The organism is Pseudomonas sp. S37 (assembly GCF_016658545.1).
Classification (GTDB): Bacteria; Pseudomonadota; Gammaproteobacteria; order Pseudomonadales; family Pseudomonadaceae; genus Aquipseudomonas.
The window spans coordinates 39235-62738 of the sequence record NZ_JACVZC010000018.1 but is presented as its reverse complement, the minus strand read 5'-3'; the positions used below and the strand labels follow the sequence as shown (position 1 = coordinate 62738).

20 protein-coding genes are annotated in these 23504 nt (G+C 62.0%); 8 read left to right on the top strand and 12 right to left on the bottom strand.

Going from position 1 to position 23504, the window contains the following annotated elements; all coding sequences use genetic code 11:
* Positions 1-83 precede the first annotated feature (83 nt).
* From IAE39_RS09220 to IAE39_RS09210, 3 genes are all read left to right on the top strand, one after another.
* On the top strand, positions 84-1238 hold the full coding sequence (locus IAE39_RS09220) for a hypothetical protein (RefSeq protein WP_201201495.1): 1155 nt from the start codon (positions 84-86) through the stop codon (positions 1236-1238).
* Positions 1239-1311: 73 nt separating this feature from the next.
* Positions 1312-2430: a glycosyltransferase 61 family protein gene (locus IAE39_RS09215; RefSeq protein WP_201201493.1), complete on the top strand. Its 1119-nt coding sequence runs from the start codon at positions 1312-1314 to the stop codon at positions 2428-2430.
* Positions 2431-2473: 43 nt separating this feature from the next.
* Entirely contained in the window at positions 2474-3307 is an 834-nt protein-coding gene (locus IAE39_RS09210; RefSeq protein WP_201201491.1) for an AraC family transcriptional regulator, read from the top strand.
* Here IAE39_RS09210 and IAE39_RS09205 read toward each other — a convergent pair.
* Complete coding sequence (locus tag IAE39_RS09205) at positions 3252-3833, bottom strand: LysE family translocator (protein ID WP_201201488.1); 582 nt, start codon at positions 3831-3833, stop codon at positions 3252-3254. The genes IAE39_RS09210 and IAE39_RS09205 overlap by 56 nt on opposite strands.
* 346 nt (positions 3834-4179) lie before the next feature.
* Here IAE39_RS09205 and IAE39_RS09200 point away from each other — a divergent pair, with 346 nt between their 5' ends.
* Positions 4180-5751 (top strand): TerC family protein, encoded by a 1572-nt coding sequence (locus IAE39_RS09200; RefSeq protein WP_201201487.1) that lies wholly within the window; start codon positions 4180-4182, stop codon positions 5749-5751.
* Here IAE39_RS09200 and rarD read toward each other — a convergent pair.
* Both rarD and IAE39_RS09190 read right to left on the bottom strand, forming a co-directional pair.
* Positions 5714-6601, bottom strand: coding sequence for an EamA family transporter RarD (rarD, locus tag IAE39_RS09195; protein ID WP_201201486.1), 888 nt, complete (start codon positions 6599-6601; stop codon positions 5714-5716). The genes IAE39_RS09200 and rarD overlap by 38 nt on opposite strands.
* A 33-nt stretch (positions 6602-6634) precedes the next feature.
* Entirely contained in the window at positions 6635-8221 is a 1587-nt protein-coding gene (locus IAE39_RS09190; protein WP_201201484.1) for an EAL domain-containing protein, read from the bottom strand.
* Positions 8222-8519: 298 nt separating this feature from the next.
* On the opposite strand from IAE39_RS09190, the gene hppD reads away from it, so the two are divergent.
* The gene (hppD, locus tag IAE39_RS09185; RefSeq protein ID WP_201201481.1) at positions 8520-9596 is read left to right on the top strand and encodes a 4-hydroxyphenylpyruvate dioxygenase; all 1077 of its coding nucleotides are present in this window, start codon (positions 8520-8522) and stop codon (positions 9594-9596) included.
* Between the two features lie 22 nt (positions 9597-9618).
* Here the strand turns inward: hppD and IAE39_RS09180 are convergent, their stop codons facing one another.
* Complete coding sequence (locus IAE39_RS09180; RefSeq protein ID WP_201201479.1) at positions 9619-10425, bottom strand: CSS-motif domain-containing protein; 807 nt, start codon at positions 10423-10425, stop codon at positions 9619-9621.
* A gap of 132 nt (positions 10426-10557) precedes the next feature.
* Positions 10558-11244 carry a type 1 glutamine amidotransferase domain-containing protein gene (locus tag IAE39_RS09175; protein WP_201201477.1) on the bottom strand — a complete coding sequence of 229 codons (687 nt, stop codon included), beginning with the start codon at positions 11242-11244 and terminating at the stop codon, positions 10558-10560.
* 194 nt (positions 11245-11438) lie between these two features.
* On the opposite strand from IAE39_RS09175, the gene IAE39_RS09170 reads away from it, so the two are divergent.
* Positions 11439-13505 carry an ATP-binding protein gene (locus IAE39_RS09170; RefSeq protein ID WP_201201475.1) on the top strand — a complete coding sequence of 689 codons (2067 nt, stop codon included), beginning with the start codon at positions 11439-11441 and terminating at the stop codon, positions 13503-13505.
* A gap of 6 nt (positions 13506-13511) precedes the next feature.
* Here IAE39_RS09170 and IAE39_RS09165 read toward each other — a convergent pair whose 3' ends face one another.
* Positions 13512-15128 (bottom strand): response regulator, encoded by a 1617-nt coding sequence (locus IAE39_RS09165; RefSeq protein WP_201201473.1) that lies wholly within the window; start codon positions 15126-15128, stop codon positions 13512-13514.
* A 79-nt stretch (positions 15129-15207) separates the two neighbouring features.
* On the bottom strand, positions 15208-16263 hold the full coding sequence (locus IAE39_RS09160) for a tetratricopeptide repeat protein (protein WP_201201471.1): 1056 nt from the start codon (positions 16261-16263) through the stop codon (positions 15208-15210).
* Positions 16264-16394: 131 nt separating this feature from the next.
* Here IAE39_RS09160 and IAE39_RS09155 point away from each other — a divergent pair, with 131 nt between their 5' ends.
* A complete protein-coding gene (locus IAE39_RS09155; protein ID WP_201201470.1) occupies positions 16395-16982 on the top strand; it encodes a TetR/AcrR family transcriptional regulator in 588 nt (195 codons plus the stop codon).
* Positions 16983-17073: 91 nt separating this feature from the next.
* Here the strand turns inward: IAE39_RS09155 and IAE39_RS09150 are convergent, their stop codons facing one another.
* Together IAE39_RS09150 and IAE39_RS09145 are read right to left on the bottom strand one after the other, a co-directional pair.
* A complete protein-coding gene (locus IAE39_RS09150) occupies positions 17074-17922 on the bottom strand; it encodes a TIGR03915 family putative DNA repair protein (protein ID WP_201201469.1) in 849 nt (282 codons plus the stop codon).
* Entirely contained in the window at positions 17913-19133 is a 1221-nt protein-coding gene (locus tag IAE39_RS09145; RefSeq protein ID WP_201201468.1) for a putative DNA modification/repair radical SAM protein, read from the bottom strand. The genes IAE39_RS09150 and IAE39_RS09145 overlap by 10 nt, the downstream gene beginning before the upstream one ends.
* 145 nt (positions 19134-19278) lie before the next feature.
* Between IAE39_RS09145 and mqo the strand changes: the two genes are divergently transcribed.
* Complete coding sequence (gene mqo, locus IAE39_RS09140) at positions 19279-20844, top strand: malate dehydrogenase (quinone) (RefSeq protein WP_201201467.1); 1566 nt, start codon at positions 19279-19281, stop codon at positions 20842-20844.
* 101 nt (positions 20845-20945) lie between these two features.
* Here mqo and IAE39_RS09135 read toward each other — a convergent pair whose 3' ends face one another.
* From IAE39_RS09135 to IAE39_RS09125, 3 genes are read right to left on the bottom strand one after another with little or no spacing between them, the layout of a single operon-like run.
* A complete protein-coding gene (locus IAE39_RS09135; RefSeq protein WP_201201466.1) occupies positions 20946-22478 on the bottom strand; it encodes an ArnT family glycosyltransferase in 1533 nt (510 codons plus the stop codon).
* A 4-nt stretch (positions 22479-22482) separates the two neighbouring features.
* The gene (locus IAE39_RS09130) at positions 22483-22755 is read right to left on the bottom strand and encodes a lipid-A-disaccharide synthase N-terminal domain-containing protein (protein ID WP_201201464.1); all 273 of its coding nucleotides are present in this window, start codon (positions 22753-22755) and stop codon (positions 22483-22485) included.
* Complete coding sequence (locus IAE39_RS09125; protein WP_201201462.1) at positions 22752-23495, bottom strand: glycosyltransferase family 2 protein; 744 nt, start codon at positions 23493-23495, stop codon at positions 22752-22754. Before IAE39_RS09125 ends, IAE39_RS09130 begins: the two co-directional genes overlap by 4 nt.
* Positions 23496-23504: the final 9 nt, after the last annotated feature.

Below are 23504 nucleotides of genomic sequence, written 5' to 3'. Positions count from 1 at the left end.
TCAAGGTGTTAATTGTTTTCTCTGATTTGTTCTCTTTTTTCTGATAGACCCTAGGGCAACTTCATAAGGACGTCGAAGCAGAAATGAAAGCGACCTTGACAGCCGTGGCGCGAAAATTCATCTCGCCCTCCCAGCGTTACGAAATCAGACTGCTGGGCAGCCAGCTGCGTGAAGTGATGGCACGTGCCTGTTTGTGGCGCTGGGAAGTTGCGAGGTTCCGGCCGCAGCAGGAGAGCCCTTACGAAATCCTCTACATCGGCCGCAAACAGCAGCGGGAAATGGCCAAGCTGCTGATCGCTGGCAAAGGGCAAGGCAATGCCTTGATCGTTGATAGCGCCAGCGCAACCACGGCAGCCAACCACGTGGTGGTGGTCAGCGAAGTGCCCACTTCCGGCGCGTTGTCGGTACCGCATTACCTGAGCGCAGTGGTGCCACTGGGGCGTGCGCTGGAAGACATCACCGCGCGCTACGACAGCGAACTGCGGCGCAGCATTCGCAAGCACCGCCCGCTGTACCAGATGCGCCAGGCACTTTCGGATGACGAGATCGCCATGGCCGACCGTGACCTGCTGCGCCCGTATGCCACTGCCAGGCAAGGCATTCATGCTGCGCAGTTTCCCACGGACGAGGTGTTTCGCATCGCCAAGAGCGTGGGCCGGCTCGACTTGATCACCTTGGGTGATGAGGTCATTGGCTGCCACCTGGGCTGCGAAGTGGTGCGTGGCGGCAAGCGCTACTGGAGTACCTTGCGCTTCGGTTATTGCGAAGCGGTATTTTCTGACGCCAAGCGCTTGCGCGAGGTGAATTCGATTACCACGTTCATGGCCCTCGAATGGGCACTGGAACAGGGTTTCGACTATTACGACATTGGCCTGTGCCTGGCGCGCCCGGATGACGGCCTGTTGAAGTGGAAGCGCCGTCGCGGGGGAGATATCGACTCGCTGGGCAACCATGCTTATCTGTTTGTCCGTTTGCCCAAAACGGGGACCGCAAAGTTCCTTTGGGATACGCCGATGTTTGCGGTAGAAGGCGACAAACTGACCTTGCACCTCGGCTTGCCAGAAGGGCCCAGCGATGAGGAAGTTGCCAGCCGTTACCACGAAATGGTGTTCGGCGGCCTGCACAAGATTTACCTCTATGGCGGCAACGGTGCAGGCGAATCGTTCGTCGAAGCGTTGCGCAGCCGTTACGCCAACCTGCAGTCACCGCCCACCATGGAGCGGGTCACGTGCAGCTGAGGGGTTGCAGGGAATGCATTGATCAGGCGCCTCGCGCCAGGCTTTGAACCTCGTCATCAAGGGGGAACGCTTCATGGGAAGCGACGTCTCGCAGTTCAGTGCTTCGGCTGCCGGTAAACAGCACAACTGGACGTTGGCCGCTTACCGCTACATAGCGCGCAAGCGGTTGGGCAAGAACCAGGCTATCGACCTGAAGAGCATTGCCAGCAAAAGCTGGGACATCGCCCCGGGCGAAGCTGCGGTAACACCGCCGGCCATTTACCTGCCTGGCCAGATGGAGCGCGTGACCGGGTGGGAAGGCAAGCGCTTCTACCCCTACGTGCACCCGGCACGCACCATGGAGGGCGGCATCAACGCACTGCAGGGGCCAACCCGGGGATACCTGGTCAAGGATGTATGGCTGGTCGATGGGGCGTTGTACAAGGGCAAGGCCAGCCACTGGCTTTCGCAGAAGCCGAGCAGGTTCCCGACCGTCATCGTCGACAACGAAATCGATCGCGGCGCCATCTACTGCACGCAAAACGGCAACAGCTGGTTCGGCACCTGGCTCATGGAAGATTGCCCCACCTATGCGCTGGCGTGTAACGAGGGCACCCCGGTGACCACCGCGCCCTCTGCCAGGTACCCGCTGTTTACCCAGGGGCCAGCCTATGAAGACTGGCTGGACATGAAGCCGTTGCGCCTGCGCAGTGCCTTTTTCCGGGAACTGGTACTGTTCGATGACATGAGCAACAACCGCAGCCGACACGCTCGCTATCGGGCCATGGGTGACAAGCTGCTGTCGCATGTGCCGCATGCGCCGCACCCTGGCGTGTTCCTGCTGCGCGGTGGTGACGGCGAACTGCGCATGTTGCGCAACGAACTGGAACTGGCCGAGCACCTGCGCGTGACCCGCGGTTTTCGCGTCGTCAACCCGCTGAAGTCGGATGTGCCGAGCATTATTGCGGCCTGCGCCGGGGCCAAGGTGGTCATTGGGGTGGAGGGCAGCCAGCTGGTGCACGGGGTGAATGTGCTGCAGGCTGGCGGTTGCGTGGTGGCGTTGCAGCCGCCGAACCGCTTTGTCAGCTACTACAAGTACCTGACCGACCGTGACCATCAGCATTTCGCCTTTGTGGTGGGTATTCCGGAAGGCGACGGCTTCCGGATCGATATCGATGAAGTTGAACGCACGTTGGACCTGATCCCGCGTTGAATGTGTAGTATCCAGGCATCAGGCAGCAGCGGGTGAGGCGAGGATGATCGAGGTATCACGGTTCTGGCGCGATCCTGAATTGCCGTTCGTCGAGGCCCGCCGGGTAGGGGACGGGCGCCAGGTGTGCTATGCCGCGCACTCTCACGAGAGCTTTTCCATCGGGGTGATCACGGGTGGGCGCAGCACTTACTTGAATGGCGAGCAGTGCATCGAGGTGACGGCTGGCACCACCGTGTTGATGAACCCGGGCGTCGTGCATACCTGCAACCCCATTGCGGGGGAGCCGTGGTCTTACCTGATGCTGTTTGTTGACATGCCGTGGCTGCAGGCGCGGGGGTTCGCCCTGCCGGCGCAGACCTTGAGCACATCGGCTGTGCTGTACCAACGGCTATTGCAGGGTTTTGCCGACTTGTTCGATAGCCGAGTGCCGGATCGCGAGGCGCTTCTGGCGGCCTTGTTCAGCGAGTTGCCGGCATTACTGGAGGGCAATGGCCGGCTGAGCGGTGAGGGTAACCCACGGCTGGAGGCGGCGGCGGCTTTCATACGTGCTCATCGCGCTGATCCCCTGAGCCTGGAAGACATTGTCGCAGCCTGCGGCCTGTCGCGTTCGTACCTGATACGTGCGTTCCGACAACGCTTTGGCCTGACACCACATGGCTACCTGCTTGACCAGCGCGTGCAAATGGCACGCGCGCAGTTGCGCCAGGGGCGGGCCATTGCTGAAGTGGCGCAGGAAGCGGGGTTTGCCGACCAGGCACACCTGCAGCGGGTGTTCAAGCAGCACCTGGCGGCGACCCCGGGGCATTATCGCGATGCAGGCCTTAAAGGACCAGGTAGCCCGCGCTACCGACCAGCAATACAGCCAACCCTCGATTGAGCAGGCGCATGTGCCGTGGGTTGCCAAGGTACTGGCGAATCACGCTGCCTGCCCAAGCCCAGCACGCCACCGAAATGAAACAGATGGGCCCATAGATCCAGGTGAACAGCCATAGCAAGTGCTGTTCACCGCCGGTATAGGCGCCGACCCCGGCTACTGCTGCCAACCATGCCTTGGGGTTGAGCCATTGCATGGCCGCGCCGTGCCAGGCCGAGGGCGCCTGTGCCGTATGTGCGCTGCCCAGGCGCCCGTTGTCACTGGCCAGCTTCCACGCCATATACAGCAAAAATGCCACACCGCCCCAGTGCAACAGCAGGCCCAGCAATGGCCAGCGTACAAGCAATTGATGCAGGCCCAGCCCGACCAGCACCAGCAGCAGGCAGAAACCCAGCGTGGCGCCGGCCACATGCCTGAGGCTGGCGCGCAAGCCATGGCGTGCGCCGCTGCCCAGTGCGACGATGTTGACAGGGCCGGGGGAGATCGAGGCCGCCAGTGCGAAGGCGGCCATGGACAGGGACAGGCTCATGAGCGGGATCCGTTTGGTTCAGGTGTGCTGCATTCTCGGCCTACTGCTTCAGGGTGTATTGAATAAAAGTACCCCTCAGGTGCTTGCCTTGAGATGTTGGGCGCCTGTGAGATCGAGCGCCGCCCGCGCGGCGCTCGATCTCACAACCGATGCATATGGCACGGCGGACCCGTTACAGGTTTTGTAATAGTTTTGCGCTATCAGAGAAACCTGCTGTGCTTGTAGCATCATTCTCCCAATTTGTTATCAAGGTCTATATGAGCACCTTCGCGGAGCCCCCCAGTTCTCGGCCTTCCTGGCCAACCTTTCCCCGTCTTTTTGACGCTTCCCTTGTGAGTACCCGCTAATGGAATGGCTAGCCGATCCCACGGCCTGGCTGGGCCTGTTGACGCTTATTGTCCTCGAGCTGGTGCTGGGTATCGACAACCTGGTGTTCATCGCCATCCTGGCCGACAAGCTGCCGCCGCATCAGCGCGACCGCGCGCGGGTGATTGGCCTGAGCCTGGCGCTGATCATGCGATTGGGCCTTCTGGCCAGTATTTCGTGGATGGTCACCCTCACCGCACCGCTGTTCGAGGTGTTCGACAAGAGCTTTTCCGGCCGTGACCTGATCATGCTGTTCGGTGGTGTGTTCCTGCTGTTCAAGGCCACCATGGAGTTGCATGAGCGCCTTGAAGGCCATGTGACCCAGGCCAGTGGTACGTTGCGCCATGCCGCGTTCTGGCCGATCGTGGCGCAGATTGTCGTGCTGGATGCAGTGTTCTCGCTCGACGCCGTGATCACGGCGGTAGGCATGGTTGAACACCTGTCGGTGATGATGATCGCGGTGATCTTCTCGATCGGTATCATGATCGTCGCCAGCAAGCCGCTGACCCGCTTCGTCAATGCCCACCCCACAGTCATCATGCTGTGCCTGGGCTTCCTGATGATGATCGGTTTCAGCTTGACCGCAGAAGGCCTGGGCTTCCACATCCCGAAAGGCTACCTGTATGCGGCCATCGGCTTCTCTATCCTGATCGAACTGTTCAACCAGCTGGCGCGTGCCCGCCGCAAGCGCAGCCTTCAGCAGCACAAGCCGCTGCGTGAGCGTACCGCGCACGCCGTGCTTCGCCTGTTGGGCGGCCGCCGGGTCGAGGCTGACGAGGTAGGTGAAGAAATCGCCGACCTGGTCGAAGGGGGCGAGGAACAGGTGCTGTTTGACCGCCGTGAGCGGGTGATGATCAGTGGCGTGCTGAACCTGGCCGAGCGGCCGATCCGCACGGTGATGACCGCCCGTACCGAGGTCGATGTGATCGACCTGGCGCAGCCGGCCGAGGCCATTACCCAGGCCCTGGCCAACTCGCCATACTCGCGTCTGCCGTTGATTCGTGGCGGCCGCATCGATGAGCCTTTGGGCTTTGTGCACAAGAAGGAGCTGCTCAAGGAACTGCTGTCGGGTAGCCAGCCCGACCTGGAAGGCATGGCCCGGGTGCCGTTGAACCTGCTGGAGAGCTTCAGCATCCTCAACGCCCTGGAGCAGATGCGCGGCCAATCGACCCACATCGCTTTTGTGGTCAACGAATTTGGTGATTTCACCGGCTTGCTGACCATGACCGACATCCTTGAGTCGATTGCCGGCGAGCTGCCGGATGCCAGTGAGGTAGAAGGCCCTGGCATCGTTCAGGAGGGGGAGGGCTTTGTAGTCAGTGGTGCCTTGAACCTGAGCCAGGTGCAGGCGCGTACCGGCTTCAGTGCCCGGGCCACCGACGATTACCAGACCCTCGCGGGCCTGGTAATGAGCTTGCTCGACCGCCTGCCGATGGTCGGCGATCAGTTGGCCTGGAATGGCTGGACGCTGACCGTGGAGGCCGTTGAAGAACGGCGGGTGCGCCAGGTGCGCCTTACACCGAGCGGCGACGCTGACGCAGCAGGTGCTTGAAGCCCTCAAGCACCAGCACCAGCACCGCGGCCCAGATCGGCAGGTAAGTCAGCCACTGATCCGGGCCGATGGTTTCGCCCAGCAGCAACGCCACGCCTACCAGCAGCACGGGTTCGACGTAGCTGAGCAGGCCGAACAGGCTGAAGGGTAGCAAACGGCTGGCCAGCACATAGGCGATCAGGGCCGAAGCACTGATCGCCCCCAGGACCGGAATCAGCGCATACAGCCCTGGATGTGCTTGCAGGTCGGCGGCCGATAGCGGCCCCTGGATGACAAAATACAGCGCCCATGGCAGCAGCAGGCACATGTCGCACCACAGGCCACCCAGGTGGTCGGTGCGGCAGCGTCGGCGCAGTACGAAGTAGATCGGGTAGCCGATCATCACCACCAAGGTTTCCCAGGCAAAGCTGCCATGCTGGTACAGCTCGTGGCCGACGCCCAGCGCCGCACAGGTCACGGCAACCTTCTGCAGGCGGGACAGGCGCTCGCCGTAAACCAGTCGCCCGGTCAGGACCATGGCCAGCGGCAGCAGGAAGTAGCCCATTGACACTTCCAGGCTGCGCCCGTGCAGGGGCGCCCACAGAAACAGCCACAGCTGCACGCCCATCAGCCATGAAGTGCCGACCATGCCAAGCAACAGAACCGGCGTGCGTCTTACCCGGCCCAGCAATTCGCCTACCCGTTTCCAGTCTTTGGAGACCAGCATGAACAAGGTCAGGCAGGGCAGCGTCAGCAGGGTGCGCCAACCGAAGATTTCTTCGCCATCGAGTGGCTTGAGCAGCGAGGTATAGAAGTACATCACGGCGAACAGACAGGACGCCATGACCGATGAAACAATGCCTTTTGACACGAATGCCTCGAATACGGAAGTTGAGCGGGTGGATCAGCCGCGCATGATCTCAGGGGGCGCGCCTTGCGGCAACCGCGACGCACTTGGCTGCGTGGCCAGCATTTCGAGGAACTGGGCTGCGGGCATGGGCCGGGCGAACAGGTAGCCTTGCTGGTAATCCACACTGTGGCGGGCAAGGTAGTCACGCTGGGCTTCGGTTTCCACGCCTTCGGCAACGATACCCAGGCCCAGCTTGGCCGAGAGTTCGATGATGGTCTCCAGAATATGCACCGACAACGCATCGGCACCGATCATGGCCACGAAGCTCTGGTCGATCTTGAGGTAGTCGACCTTGAACTGGCGCAGGTAGTTGAGGCTTGACTGGCCGGTACCGAAATCATCAAGCGCAATCTTCACACCCATGGCATCGAGTTTTTCGAACAGATCCAGGGTCACCGGAGTGGGCTCGATCAGCTTGCGCTCGGTCAGTTCCAGGGTCAGTACCACCCGGCCTGGCGGGAAGTGCTGCAGGAATGTGCGGCAGTCATCCAGCAGGCGCAAGTCGCTGCAATGGTCGGCGGTGATGTTGATGCCAATATGAAAACCATCTTCCAGCAGCCCGGCATAGGGGGCCAGGCTCTGCGCGGTGTGCATCATCAAGGCGCGGGTCATGGCGACGATCTGCCCGCTGTGTTCAGCGTAGGGGATGAACAGGTCGGGGCGCACCAGGCCTTCCTGCGGGTGGTTCCAGCGCATCAGCACTTCGGCGCCGGCCCAGCGGTAATCGCCCTTGCGTACCACCGGCTGGAAGTAGGGCAGGAATTCGTCGGCCTCCAGCGCCCGGCGCAGTTCGGCGCGGGGCGAGTTGGCGCGACGGAGTTGCCAACGGCATGCCAGCGCAGCCACCGCGCCCAGTACCAACAGCAATGCGAGCAAGGCCGGGTAGTGGCTGCGCCACAGCGTGCCCTGGTGATCGGCGGCATAACCGCCCTGCACGCTGAACGGGTAGCGCGTCGAGCCCAGCAGCACATTGGCACTGGCAGCGGCAGGTGGTACACCCTTGTGGACGATGCCATCCTTGCCCATCCAGGCATTGCCCACACGAATGTGCAGGTCTTCATCAGGGCCGATCAGGCGCAGCGCGGTCAGCAGGTGATCACCATCCACCGTACTGATCGCGCCGTGGTTGCCGGCGTTGGCGCGGTACACCAGCAGCGGGTGGCCGGGAGTGACTGAGTTGCCGTCCATCAGCCATAGCTTGCCGTCGACGTAGTCAGCCGGGTTGACCGGTTCGTCAAAGTCACCGAACAACGATGTGCAATAAAGGCTGTTATCCCGGAACAGGTTGGTCGAGCGCACGAACGCGTTGCGGGTAACCTCGGCGCGCAGCCTGAGCTGAACCTCGTCGCAGGGGCTGGCTGCAAGTGGCAGCAAGGCATTGGCTGCGTTGGCCAGGCTGTCGAGTATGCGCTCGACATGTGCTACCACCTGGCGAGTGGTGGCCTGGCTGCTGGCTTGCATTTCGCGCTCGATCTGCCAGTTCATCACGCCCAGGCCGCATACCAACGGCAGCACGCCAACCACCCAGGGCAACAGGGTACGCCAGCTGAGCGCGGCGCGGCGTTTTGCGGAAAGGGGCATGCTGACCTGACTGATAGAAGGGTTAACGAGAGGATAGCCGTTTGTCGGCACGTACGAGCAACTAAAACGCGACAAACTATTTTACGCAATGTAGAATCGGTTTACGAATACAACAATAAGGTTCTTCACTTCCGAAGAATCAAACCCGCCGAGAATGGGTCCATATGACATATCATGGGTTCAAGCTGATCATGGGTGGCTTCCTCGCCCGCAGCGTGCGAGGCATCCCGTGCTCCCCGCCGTTTTTGTTCGACATCCCACGCAATCAATAATTTTCGCTGCAGATGAGGACACGAACATGGCTGATATCTTCGACAATCCAATGGGCCTGATGGGCTTCGAGTTCATCGAACTGGCTTCGCCAACCCCAGGCGTGCTGGAACCGGTATTCCAGATACTGGGCTTCACCAAAGTGGCTACCCACCGCTCCAAGGATGTGCACCTGTATCGCCAGGGCGGCATCAACCTGATCCTGAACAACGAACCCAAGAGCATCGCTTCGTACTTTGCCGCCGAACACGGCCCGTCGGTATGCGGCATGGCGTTCCGCGTGCGCAATGCCCATGAGGCGTATGCCCGTGCGCTGGAACTGGGTGCCCAGCCGGTAGAGATCGAAACCGGCCCGATGGAGCTGCGCCTGCCAGCGATCAAGGGTATTGGCGGTGCACCGCTGTACCTGATCGACCGTTTCGAGGAAGGCAGCTCGATCTACGACATCGACTTCAACTTCATCGAGGGTGTGGACCGCAACCCGGTGGGTGCGGGCCTGAAGATCATCGACCACCTCACCCACAACGTATACCGCGGGCGTATGGCCTACTGGGCCGGTTTCTACGAGAAGTTGTTCAACTTCCGTGAAATTCGCTACTTCGACATCAAGGGTGAGTACACCGGCCTGACCTCCAAGGCGATGACCGCGCCGGATGGCATGATCCGCATCCCGCTCAACGAAGAGTCGTCCAAAGGTGCCGGGCAGATCGAAGAGTTCCTGATGCAGTTCAACGGTGAAGGCATTCAGCACGTAGCGTTCCTGACCGACGACCTGCTCAAGACCTGGGATGCGTTGAAGGGTATCGGTATGCGCTTCATGACCGCACCGCCGCAAACCTACTACGAAATGCTTGAAGAACGCCTGCCTGGCCACGGCGAGCCGGTTGACCAACTGCAGGCGCGCGGCATTCTCCTTGATGGCGCCTCGCAGCCTGGAGACAAGCGCCTGTTGCTGCAGATTTTCTCGGAGACCCTGCTGGGCCCGGTGTTCTTCGAGTTCATCCAGCGCAAGGGTGACGATGGTTTTGGTGAGGGCAACTTCAAGGCACTGTTCGAGTCCATCGAGCGTGACCAGGTCCGTCGTGGTGTGCTGAGCACCGACTGATAGGCCTTTGGCGCCGTCGCCATCATGCATGGCTGGCGGCGCTGTCGCGTCTGCTGCCACGCTGCCTGCGCAGCCCCAGATAGACAATCGCGCCAGTCATGATCCCGACCAGAATCAGCGAGGGCAGGATCGTCAGCATTGATTGCTGGATTTCCTGCGCGGTAAAGCCTTGCGGATAACCGCCTTTGACTCGATACCCATATTTTGCTGACTGCGCACTTGCAGAAAATTCGACTTTCGAGGGGCGCTGTGCATCTCGGCTGTCACCTGTGCTCGTGATATAGCGGTCGTCAAACTCCACCAGGAGTATGAAGCCGTCTTGAAAACCGTCCAGTTCGTTGCGAAGCTGCATGGCGTAGGCGGTTACGATTACGCCTTTGTCCTTGTCAAACAAGTGGAAGTTGACCAACAACTTCTGACGTGTGTCCGGTGCTCCATATGAAATTTCTACCTGCCGCCCGGACTGGGCAAATGATGAAAAGTGGGTAAGCGATTCTGATGTGGTGCTGCAGTAAGCCTGATTACCTTTCAGCAGGGTCAGCGACCTGACCATGGAGCGGTTGGCAACCTGATCGATCAATGCGCTGCGGGCAGTATTGCAGGGTTTGCCTGCATAAAGCATTGCACGAGTTGCTGTCTCGTGCATCCTGTCCAGTGCCTGGTCAACACTGAAAACTGCTTCCTGAACCGAAATGCTCGCGTTCTCCGCGAGTTTCGCTTCCAGCTGATAAACCATTACCAGCAACCCGGAAACCACGGGCACCAGGCCCACCGCAATGAGCATCAGCGTATCCAGCATGCTGCGCCTGGCGTGCATGATGTTCGACATAGGCCATCGTTCTCCGCTCCAAGACTGTTCGTAGTGAACAGCTGAACCCTGAGCCTATGTATTCATTGGCAGAGCTGCTGTAGTCCGCGTGCGGTCAGCGCGATAGGAAATAGAGAAACCGGGTGTAGGTTATTAATGGCCTTTGAGCTTCTCCAGCACTTTTTCGGCCAGCAATGCCGTGGAGGCAGGGTTCTGCCCGGTCATCAGCCGATCATCTTCAACTACGTAGGGCTGCCAGGGATCGTCATGCTTGCTGTATTTACCGCCACGGGCGCCAAGTTCGTTTTCAGTGAGGAATGGCACCACGTTGTCCAGTTCAGCCAGCTTTTCCTCGGTATTGGAAAAACCCGTTACCAGGCGGTCCTTCAACAGCAGGCTGTTGTCGCTGAGCTTGATGTTCAGCAGGCCGACCACGCCATGGCATACCGCAGCGACAATACCTTGGTTTTCGTAGACCTTGCGGGCCAGCTCCTGAAGTTGCTGATTGTCGGGAAAGTCATACATCACCCCGTGCCCACCGGTGTAGTAGATGACCTCGTACTGTTCTGGTTTTACCTGGCCAGGGCTCAGCGTATTGCCCAGGCGCGTCATGAACTGCTTGTTGTCATACCATTGCCAATCCAGGTCGGGTGCCATCTGCAGGCTGTGCGGGTCGATCGGCACGTAACCTCCTGATGGGCTGACATAATCCACTGTGTAGCCCGCCTGTTCGACCTTCTCGACAAAATGCACGGCTTCTCCAAGCCACAGGCCGGTGGCCCGCTTGAGGGTCGGGTACTTGGCTGTATTGGTCAGCACTACCAGCATTTTCTTGCTCATGACCACGCTCCCGTCGGCAACCTGAATGGGCCGGTGCTCCCTGGCCCGAAGGAAAACCTAATCAGCATAGCTCTCAGCTGCAAGTCCGCCATGGTGCGTGCTGCATGCTGTGCTAACTTGAACAAAATCCACGGGTAAGCCTGCCGGGCCCGGCAGCCCTGTAGTCAACCCTGAGCACTGCTGGAGCCACGATATTGGTCGCACCTGGAACGCCGCGCGAGCCCACACCGCAGGTCAAACTGAAAACGCTTGTTGCTTCACCGCCCGACCTGATGGGCGAGCGGATCGCCGGGTTCGACTGGGGGCGTACCTCGCTCGGGCCATTACCGCGCTGGCCAGCTTCATTGCGCATTGCCGTCGACATGATGCACCTGTCACCGTTCCCGTGCGCAGTGGTGTGGGGCGCAGACCTCTGCCTGGTGCACAACGACGGTTACCGGGCACTGCGGGCAGTTACCCCGGATGCGCTGGGCAAATCGTTCGATGCACTTTGGGCAGATGTGTGGTCGGCAGTCGGGCCCTGGGTGTTCAAGGCGCTGGATGGGCATTCGAACTTTGTCGAGGACCCACCGCTGAAGATTGTGCGCGCTGAAAGCGCCGAGCCCTTGTGGTGCGCGTTCGGTTATGCGCCGCTGCGCGATGAGGCGGGCAATGTGGCGGGGTTTCTGCATACCGTTATCGAGACCACGGCCAGCGTTGATGCGTACCGCCATTGGCGCGAGCAGGCGCAGGATTTCGAGCATCAGATCAAGCGCCACGTGGCCGAGCGTGAACAGTTGTGGCAACTTTCGCGCGAAGCGATGATGACGATAACCCCTGAGTTGAGGCTGCAATCTGCCAACCCTGCCTGGTACCGCATTCTGGGCTGGGAAGAAGCGCAGGTGCTGGGCATGCCTGTACTGGAACTGGTGCATCCTGCCGATCGCACCGAAGTACAGGTGGCAGTGTGCGGGCTGCTGCAGTACAGCAACGCCGAGCAGGTGGAGACGCGGCTGCGCCACCACGACGGGCATTACCGCTGGTTTCGCTGGGGCGGGCGATTCGACGGTACCCTGCTGACTGCGGTCGGTCGGGATATCACCGACGACCGCGAAGAAGCCGCGCGCCAATCCGATGCGCTGATGCGCAACAACGAGCGCATGGAATTGGTTGGCCAGTTGGCGGGCGGCATGGGGCATGAAATGAACAACTTGCTGTCCGGCATCGGCGGCAGCCTCGAATTGCTGCAGCGGCGCCTGCAGGAAGGGCGCCTGGAGCGGGTAGAGGCGTATGTTGATGTAGCGCGTGATTCGGTGCAGCGAGCCATGGAACTGACCCATCGTTTGCTGGCGTTCTCCCGCCATCAGCCATTGGCCCCGAAGCCGCTGGTCTTCAATCGGCAATTACGCCTGAGCGAACCCTTGCTGTTGCGGGCATTGGGCGCAGAAATGTGTTTGCACTGGCAACTGGATGTTACGCCGTGGGCGGTCAGCCTTGACGTCGTGCAACTGGAGAAAGCACTGATCAACCTGTGTACCAATGCCCGTGAGGCCTGCCTGGAGCGTGGCACTATCACCATTCGCAGCGTCAATGAACGGCTGGCGACCTGTTTTCCGAATGAGGGTGGCTTGCCGCCAGGCGACTACGTGGCGTTGCATGTCGAGGACGACGGCCATGGCATGGCGGCAGTGGATATTGCCAAGGCCTTTGAACCGTTCTTCACCACCAAGCCCATCGGGCGTGGGTCCGGGCTTGGCTTGTCGATGGTGTACGGGTTTGTCGGCCAGTCAGGTGGGTATACCTGGATCGAGTCGGCCCCAGGTCAAGGTACCAGGGTTTGCATGCTTTTCCCTCGGTGCCACGAGCCGGTCGCGGAAGAACTCAAGCCCGCACCCCGTTCGCAGCGCATGGCCCAAGGGGAGCGCGTGCTGCTGGTTGATGACGAGCTTAACTTGCGGGCTGTAATGCGCGAGTACCTGACCGAGCGGGGTTTCGATGTTACCGAGGCGGGCGATGCCAATACCGCACTGGCATGTTTTCGCCATGATGGCCCGTTCGACCTGGTGATTACCGACATCGGTCTGCCGGGTGGTTTCAGTGGCCGGCAAGTGGCCAAGGCCATGCGCATGCAGCTTGCGCAGCAGAAGATCCTGTTCATCACGGGGTATGCCGACCAGCCTGTCGAAGCGCAGTTGCTGGAGCAGCCGGGCACGGCATTGATGAATAAGCCATTCCTGCTGGCTGACCTTGCTGACCAAGCGCTGTGCTTGCTTGACGAATAGAAGGCCTCAAGGCTTGCCGAGAATTTGCACCACTTGTGCCTGCAGTTGCTTGAGCTCGAACGGTTTGCACATCAGGTGCATGCCTGCACCCAGGAAGCCCTCGCGGGCCATGGCCGTTTCCGCATAGCCGGTGATGAACAGCACCGGCAGGTTCGGGCGCAAGCTGCGGGCTATTTCGGCCAGTTGCCTGCCATTCATGCCGGGCAAGCCAACGTCGCTTACCAGCAGGTCCACCGGCTGGTTTGAGCGCAGCACGTTCAACCCTTCGTTGGCGTTGGCAGCGCCGTGGCAGGGGAAGCCGTCCTCGCGCAAGGTCTGGCACAGTAACTGGCGAACATGTGGGTCGTCCTCGACCACCAGCACATGACGGGGCCGGTTTTCCTGAGCAGGCGCTGCCGGCCGCCGTGCCTGCTCGCTTTCACCCACATGGCGCGGCAGGTACAGGTCTACCTGGGTACCTTGGCCGAGCTGGCTGTGCAGGGTGACATGGCCGTGAGACTGCCTGCTGAAACCGTACACCATCGACAAGCCCAGGCCGATACCCTGGCCGGTGGCCTTGGTGCTGAAGAATGGCTCGAAGGCATGTTCCAGTGTGCTTGCGGCCATACCCTGGCCTTCGTCGATGATACGCAGGTGCACATAGTCGCCCTTGTCCAGGGCACCTTCAGCGAAAAGCCCGCTGCCAATATGCCGGTTATGCGCTTCGATGCGCAGCAGCCCACCGCTGGGCATGGCTTCGCTGGCATTGACAAGCACGTTGTCCAGGGCTTCCTGCAGTTGCTGGTCATCCGCTTGCACGGGCCACAAGCCTTTGGCGATGTGCACGTCCAGGGTTATGCCCGGGTTCAGGCAGGCCTTCAGGCGCTTGTTTTGAAGCAAGCCATGCAGGTCTATCCGCTGGCTGTGCAGCGATTGGCGGGCAGAGAAGGCCAGCAGGCGATGGGTCAGGCGGGTGGCGCGCGTGACGGCTTCGCGGCCCATGCGCAACACACCCTCCAGACCGTCATTGCGCCCTTGACGCAGGCGCCGGTCAATCAGCTCGAAGCTGCCGCCAATACTGGTGAGCAGGTTGTTGAAGTCATGTGCGACGCCGCCGGCGAGTTGACCGATGGCCTCCATTTTGCGCGCCTGGAAACGGCTGAGCTCATCAGGGTCAGGCGCTTCGTCTGGCGACGCAAGGCGGGTGTCCAGGCGTTGCTGCAGGCCCTGTAGCTGGTCGCGCGCCAGGTACTGCTTGCGACGGTTGCGCAGGGCAGACCGGGTCATGTGCAGAAGTTGGGCATTTTCAAACGGCGCCATTAGCAGGACCAGGTTGCCCACCGGGTGGTTACTGACGCCGGCGGCCGTCCAGGCGCCTTGGGTCACCAGTACGATAGGCAAGTCCGACCAGCTGGGTTGTTGGTCGATAAATGCCTGCAGCAACGCACTGGGGCCTTGGCTGAACACCTGTTCGGCGATGATCGCCAGCCCTGCGCCTTCTGCCAGGCGCGCCTGCAGGCTGGCCAGATCGGCCGCGCACAGGCAATCGATGCCGGCGGAGGCGAGCAAGCGTGAGGTATCCGCCGCCAATAACGGCGGTGCCAGGATCAAGGCACGTTCATCCAGCGCCAACGAACTGGCCAAAACAACTCTCCTGTGGGGTAGCCTGATACCCACTGGACCCCATGCCCTGCCTCAGGGTTCAACAGAATTCAGCAACTGCCTACAGGCCCTGTTGCAGCACGGGGTCGTCCGGGTTTTGACGTTCCAGTTCGGCCAGCAGCACCTGCACGTTCTGCAATTGGCCGGACTCCTTCCAGTACTGAATCAGCAGCACCCGGGCCCGGCGATTGGCCGGCTGCCGGTTGAGCACGGTTTCCAGCTGTCTTTGCGCGGCGTCAAGCTGGTCCAGCTCATGCAGGGTGACTGCCAGGGTGTAACGGTAGTCGGCGTTTTCCGGGTCCAGCTCGACGGCGCGGGACAAGGCCAGCAAGGCATATTCACGTTGTTCGTGGCGGTTCAGCCATAGCCCCAGCTCGTACTGCAGGAAGGCCGAGTCGGGGCTCAGTGTCAGTGCCTTGCCGAGCACCTGGCGCGAGGCATCGTGCTGGCCCTGGCGCTCCAGCAGGCGTACTTGGGTGGCCAGGGCGTCGAGGCTGTCGGGGGCAACTGCAAGTGCGCGTTGCAAGGCTGTGGCCGCCTGGGCGTAGTCGCTCTCGTGCAAGTACAGCCGCGCGAGGTGCACCTGGGCGTCGGCATCCTCGGGCTGTTGCTCCAGCGCCTGCTGGTATTGTTCCAGGGCCGCCTGCAGCGGGCCGAAGTACAGGCCGATATCATCCGGCTCAAGGCCCAGCAGGGCATCCACCGCGGCAAAGCGCACGCTTTGTTCGTCGTCATCCAGCAGCGGGCCGAGCACCAGGCTGCGCTGCGCCGCTGGCAGCAGGCGGCGGATACCGGCAATCGCGGCGCGGCGCACCAGTGGGTCGGCATGCTCCAGGTCATGGCGGGCAAGTTTCAATGCCTGGGGTGAGGGGTAGTTGGGCAATTCGGTGTACAGCGCCGCACGGCGGATGGCCGGCAAGTCGGTACGCTGCAACTGCTGGTACAGCACCCGTGCAGCACCAGGCTGGCCGTCGTGGGCCTGGCGCAAGGCCTTGGCGTAGCTGTGCGCAGGCAAGGCCGGCTGGCCTGGCGGGGTATCGCGCCACAGGTAGCCGAACAGGGCCGATACCAGGATCAACAACAGCAAGGCGATCAGGTAGCGGTTGCGTCTGGGCATCGGGCGATCCGTGGCGGCGGGAAGGGCTGAGCTTGGGCTAGCCGGGGGGTAAATGCAACCGAGCATGCGGCTTGCCACCAGCAAGCCCGCATGGTGATATTACCTGCATTGTGTATGTAAGGAGAGACTGCATGGTTCGCCGCACCCGCGCCGAAATGGAAGAAACCCGCGCGACATTGCTGGCGACGGCACGCCAGTGCTTCGCAGCATTGGGTTATGCCGACACTTCGATGGATGACCTGACCGCGCAGGCGGGGCTGACCCGAGGGGCGCTTTACCATCACTTTGGCGACAAGAAGGGTTTGTTGGTGGCGGTGGTCGAGCAGATCGATAGCGAGATGGACCAGCGCCTGCAGGCCATTTCAGATGGGGCCGAGGATGCCTGGGAGGGATTCCGCCAGCGCTGTCGGGCGTATCTGGAGATGGCACTGGAGCCAGAGATTCAGCGGATTGTCTTGCGTGATGCCAAGGCGGTACTGGGCGGTGCTGCGCCGGACGCGCAGCAGCACTGTATTGCCTCGATGCAGCAATTGATTGGCGAACTCATGAAGCAAGGCGTAATTGCCGAAGCCGACCCACAGGCTTTGGCATCGTTGATCTATGGCAGTTTGGCCGAAGCAGCCTGCTGGATTGCCGAGGGGGATGATGGGCAGGGGCGGCTGGAGCGTGGAGTGGGTGCGTTGGATTTGTTGTTGCGGGGGGTATTGAAGGACAGGTGAGATCTGCGTAGGAGCGGGTTTACCCGCGAATACGGTGGCAGCGGCAACGCTGAGCGGCTGGTGGTGATTGTCCTTCAGGCCCTTTCATGGGTTACAAAGACCGCGCAGGCTTGCTGATTTGCTTGCCGGTCTGGGTGGCCACTTCCTGGGCTTGGCCATCCCGTTGTTTGCCTTGGCGTGCCAAACCTTCCAGCTGGGGGATCAGCATGCCTTCCGGCAAATGCCGCCAGAACCGTCCGGGCATGTGCAGGCGCAGGGCGTCGGGGTTGAGGCGGGCAGGGTTGAAGGTGTGGCGATAGTAAGTGCGCCATAGCTCGGCACCCGGGTCATCGGCGCTGCGCGACCATTGGCGCCAGGGCTCGGGGCACTGCCGCTGGTAGTCGAAAGCCTGGCCGTCGAAGCGAATGCCATCCCGTGGTGTGGCGATCAGCCAGCGCAACCGCCCCAGGCGATCGGCGAAGTGTGGGCTGGCGCTCTGCAGAATGTCATGCGCCGGTTCGTGATAGGCCACGAGATCAAGCTGCAAATGTTCAACCAGTTGTTCAGGCAGCGGGACGAAGCGTACAAAAGCATGCAAGTGATGCGCTTCACGCGTTACCTGCTTGATGCGCCGCTGCAGCTCACTGCCCAAGCGGTCGCCCGCCAGCATCGCCGTGCGGTCGCCGTGGGCCACGCGCCACAGCACTTCGTACAGCAGGTTCCAGCGTTGCTCGCCACGGTAGCAAGAGGCCTGCTCCAACTGGCTCAACAAGGCTGCCGGCACCTTGGCCCGAAAGGGGCCAGGCCCTTCCGGCGGCGCTGCCGGCACAGCCAGCAGGTCAGCCATCGGGCCTTGTGACCAGGTGACCTGCGAGGGGTCGATGCCATGCCCCAACAGCCTCCGGGCCTGTTCGCGCCAAATGGTGAACAGGTCGTCGCAATCGAGCGCAATCACCCCCACAACCCCATCTGCACCGGCGCCTGCGGTTCACGCAAGCGCGCCCGCAGCAAGCCACTGCGCAATTCGGCCTGGGCCGGGCGGTAGTCGCTGGTGACGATGAACGGGCGCGCCTTGTCCAGCACGCAGCGCAGCTGGATCAGGTCGTCATAGCGGATGCGCCGTTCCCGCCGCAGGGCGACCAGGCGCTGCACGCTGCGCAGGCCGATGCCGGGGATGCGCGCCAGCAGCGCCGGCTCCGCGCGGTTCACGTCCAGCGGGAAGACGTCGCGGTTGGCCAGCGCCCAGGCCAGCTTGGGGTCGATGTCCAGCGCCAGGTTGCCGCTCTGGCCCAGCAGCTCGCCGGCTTTGTAGCCATAGCCACGCAGCAGGAAGTCGGCCTGGTACAGGCGGTGCTCGCGCAGCAGCGGTGGCGCGGCCAGCGGCACGCTGCCGGGGCTGTCGGGGATCGGGCTGAAGGCAGAGTAGTACACGCGCTTGAGACCAAAGCCTTGATACAGCGATTCGGCATTGCGCAGCAAGGTGCTGTCGTCGGTGCTGTCGGCCCCGACGATGACCTGGGTGCTTTGCCCGGCCGGGGTAAACCGCGGCGCCCTGGGCTCGTTGGCCACGGCCTGCTGGCCCTGGTGAATCACGCCCATGGCCTGGCGAATGGTGTGCGCCTGCTTCTCGGGTGCCAGGCGCTTGAGGCTGGCGTCGGTGGGCAATTCGATGTTGACGCTGAGCCGGTCGGCCAGGCGCCCGGCTTCTTCGATCAGCAGTGGGTCGGCATCGGGGATGGTCTTGAGGTGGATGTAGCCACGGAAGTTGTGTTCCTCGCGCAACAGCCGGGCCACGCGAATAAGCTGCTCCATGGTGTAGTCCGCCGAGCGGATGATGCCAGAGCTGAGGAACAGGCCGCTGATGCAGTTGCGCCGGTAGAAGTCCAACGTCAGGCGCACCACTTCCTCAGGGCTGAAGCGTGCGCGCGGCACGTTGCTGGAGCGGCGGTTGACGCAGTACTGGCAGTCATACAGGCAAAAATTGGTCAGCAGTACCTTCAGCAGCGATACGCAGCGGCCGTCGGGGGTATAGCTGTGACAGATCCCCATGCCATTGGTGGCACCCAGCCCCTCGGCACCACGCGAATTGCGCTTGGGCGCGCCGCTGCTGGCGCAGGACGCATCGTACTTGGCGGCGTCGGCGAGGATGCCGAGTTTGGCGATGAGTTGCATGGGGCTGACCTGCGATACTGAATATTCATACAGTATTTTGAGATCTGTCTGAATGCAAGTGTTTGTGCGCCCGTCATACCCGACTAAATTCGTCAGCTAAGCTTGTGGCTGAACTTACGGACAGTAACGAGGCGCGGGAAAGGTTATGAAGATCACCATCAAGCCCAGACTGGCGTTGGCCGGGCTGGCGTTGGCCATCGGCATGCTCAATGCCCAGGCAGCGGAAACCAGGAAGGTCGATGTGCTGCTGGTGGGTGGCGGCATCATGAGTTCCACCCTGGCGGTGTGGCTCAACGAGCTGGAGCCGGGCTGGTCGATGGAAATGGTCGAGCGGCTGGACAAGGTGGCCGAGGAAAGCTCCAACGGCTGGAACAACGCGGGCACCGGCCACTCGGCCTTGGCCGAGCTGAACTACACGCCGGAAAAGGACGGCAAGATCGATATCAGCAAGGCGGTGGAGATCAACGAGTCGTTCCAGGTGACGCGCCAGTTTCTGGCCTGGCAGGTCAAACAGGGCGTGCTGAAGAACCCGCACTCGTTCATCAACACCACCCCGCACATGAGCTTTGTCTGGGGCGATGACAACATCCGCTTCCTGAAAAGACGCTACGAGGCGCTGCAGGCCAGCCCATTGTTCAAGCCCATGCAGTACTCCGAAGACCACGCGCAGATCAGCAAGTGGGTACCGCTGATGATGGAAGGCCGCGACCCCAATCAGAAACTGGCCGTGACGTGGACGCCGATCGGCACTGACGTCAACTTTGGCGAGATCACCCGGCAGTACGTGGGGTACCTGCAGACCCGGCCGAATTTCGACCTCAAGCTGTCAACCGAGGTGCAGGACATTACCCGCAACGGTGACGGCACCTGGCATGTCGAGTACAAGAACCTGAAGGACGGCAGCAAGGCGTCCACCGACGCCAAGTTCCTGTTCATCGGCGCTGGCGGTGCGGCATTACCCCTGCTGCAGAAGTCTGGGATAGACGAGGCCAAGGATTATGCCGGCTTCCCGGTGGGTGGTTCGTTCCTGGTCACCGACAACCCGGCCATCGCACAACGCCACATGGCCAAGGCCTATGGCATCGCCGCCACCGGTGCACCGCCCATGTCGGTACCGCACCTGGATACCCGGGTACTCGATGGCAAACGCATGATCCTGTTCGGCCCGTTCGCCACCTTCTCGACCAAGTTCCTCAAGCAGGGCTCGCTGCTGGATCTGCTTGCCAGTACCAGTGTGCACAACGCCTGGCCGATGGTGCGGGTCGGGGTGCGCGAGTTCGACCTGGTGCAGTACCTGATCGGCCAGGTGTTGCAGTCCGACAACGACCGCTTCGAGGCGCTGCGCACCTACTTCCCCGAAGCGAAGAAGGAAGACTGGCGGCTGTGGCAGGCGGGCCAACGGGTGCAGATCATCAAGAAAGACGAGGCGTTGGGTGGCGTGCTCAAACTCGGTACCGAGGTGGTGGTGTCCAAGGATGGCAGCATCGCCGGCTTGCTGGGTGCCTCGCCGGGTGCCTCGACCGCGCCGCCGATCATGCTCGATGTGCTGAACAAGGTGTTCAAGGACAAGGTGGCTTCGCCAGAGTGGCAGGCGAAGTTCAAGCAGATCATTCCGTCGTATGGCATGCGCCTGAACGATCACCCCGACGAGGTGCAGAAGGAGTGGGCGTATACCAACGAGGTGTTGCAGCTCAATCCCCCGGCGCCTTGATTTCAGGCAATACGCGGTCCTTGTAGGAGCGGGCTTACCCGCGAAGCAGGCAACTCGCTGCCTGGCACCGGCTTCGCCGGTGTTCGCGGGTAAACCCGCTCCTACAACGGGCCGGCCCCTACATCGCTCCAGCTGAAGTGATAGACATGACTGGGGGCAGTGCCTTGGCACTGGCCGTTGTCGGCATCAGCGCCCACCACGTACCACTCGGCCCGTGAGGTCTCGCCCAGCCTGCGCGCCTTGTCGGCGCTGAAGCAGTGGCCCAGTTCGGTGGCCGGTATCAGGGCGAAGGCGGCAGGGTGCTGGCGCAACCAATAAGCCGCCGTGTCGGCCTTGGACTGCCCGGTGAAACCGAAATGCACGATGGGCTGCCGGGCAAACAGCCAATGCCCCTCCCGCCAGTTGACCAGCACCAGTTCGGCACCGCCGGTAGCCCGCGCGGCGTCGCTCATCAATGTGTCATGCGGGTTGCGGCCCTCCTTGGCCGGTTCGACGAAGCCACGGGCAAACCACAGGGCGAACCAGACCATGGCCACGCCGGTGAAGGCCTTGCGCCAACCTGGCCGGCGCTGCCACCAGCGCTTGAGCAACCACGGCACCAACGGCGCCATGGCCAGCACCAGCCCGGGCAACGCGGGGAAGATGTACAGCTTGCGTTTGCCGCTGCTGAGGCTGAAGAACAGCAGCACCAGTGCCACCCAGCCAAGCAGTAACAGGAAGCGGCCATCGCGTTTCTGCAGCTGCCGGCGCCAGGCCGGCACCAGCCAGGGCAGGGCCAGTATCAGCGGCAGCCAATACTTGGGGATGACCTGGACGAAGAAATACCAGAACGGCTCGCGATGGTCCCAGGCATTGGCATAGCGGCTGGCCGTCTGGCGCAGCAGGATTTCCTTCAGGTAGGCCAGTTCCGCCGCACCACCGCCATGGGCAATCGACACCAGCAACGGCAGCAGCCACACCGCGCAACCGGCCAGCAAGCACAGCAGCCCCAGGCTCCAGCGCCAACCCTGGCCGGGCATGGCCACCACGCCGTGCCAGCGCTGGCGCACCGCCCAGGCGTAGGGCAGCAGCATCAATGCCGGGACAAAACCCACGCCCTTGCTGATGATGCCCAGGCCCATGGCCGCACAGGCCAGGTAGAACCAACCCCAGGCCGGCCCCAGCAGCAGGTGCCGGACCATACCGTAGAAGCCCAGCGCCACCCACAGGCACAGGAAACTGTCGATCTGCCCGGTACGCAAAATGCTGTAGCTCTGGTAGGTGGCCAGGAACAGCAAGGCGGCGATCACGCCGATGCGCCGGTTCCATAAACGCCGGCCAAGGTCATGCAGCACCCAGGTGATGGTCGCTGCCGACAGCAACCCCGGCAGGTACAGGGCAACCTTGGGTGAGCCGGTCAGGTAACTGAACAGCGCCACGGTCCACATGAACAGCGGCGGCTTGTCGCCGTAGATTTCTGCAGCCCGGTGCGGGATGAACCAGTTGCCGCTTTGCAGCATTTCCAGGGCCACGCCGAGAAAGCGCTCTTCATCGACGTTCATCGGCTGGCGCCAGCCGATGCCTGCGCCGACCAGCACCACGGCCAGCGCGATCAGGGCCAGGCGTTCGGCACCGAGGGTCTTGAGCTGTGGCACAGGGCTATTCCTTCTGTTCCTGGTGACGGGCAATCAGCTGCAGGTTGCGCAGGTAGACGAGGAAGCCGAAGCTCTGGCCGATGATGAACACCGGGTCCTGGCGGTAGATGGCATAGGTCAGCAGCAGCGCACTGCCGAGCATGCTCAGGTACCAGAAACCCACCGGTATCACGCTGCGGCGCTTGAGCTCGCTGTACAGCCACTGCAGCACGAAGCGCCCGGTGAACACTGCCTGGCCGGCGAAGCCGATGATCAGCCACAGGGTTTCGCGGGTCATCCCTCGAGCTCCTGCGGCTGGCTGTTCAGGCGGGTACGACGGATCAGCCACCACACCCCGATCAGGTCAAGGATGGCGACCAGCGCGCGGTCGAGGTTGCCGTACTTGGACACCCCGGCGTGGCGTGGCCGGTGGTTGACCGGGTGCACCAGCATGCGACCGTTGTGGCGCAGGATCAGTGCCGGAATGTAGCGGTGCATATGGTCGAAGTAGGGCAGGCGCAAGAAGGCCGCGCGTTCGATCAGCTTCAGCCCGCAGCCGGTGTCGGGCGTTGCGTCCTTGAGCAGGCGGCTGCGCAGGCCGTTGGCAAAGCGCGAGGCCCAGCGCTTGCTGGCACTGTCGCGGCGGTTGACGCGGTGCCCGGCTACCAGCTTTATACCGCCAGCCAGGTCTTGGCTGGTGCGTACCAGGGCGAGCATGCCGGGGATGTCGGCCGGGTCGTTCTGGCCGTCGCCGTCCAGGGTTGCCAGCCAGTGGCCGCGGGCTGCCTGGGCGGCATGCCACAGCGAGGTGCTCTGGCCCAGGGAGCGGTCGTGGCGGAGAATGCGCAGCTGTGTGTAGCCTTGGCTTTTCAGTTGCTGCAGTACGCTCAGGGTACGGTCTGTGCTGCCGTCGTCGACCACTACCACTTCATAGTTTTCGGCCGCCAGTGCGGCGCGTATTTCCATCAACAGCGACGGCAGGTTGTCGACCTCGTTCTTGGCGGGGATCAGTACCGAGAGGTCCAGTGCGTCTGTCATTAGGTTACC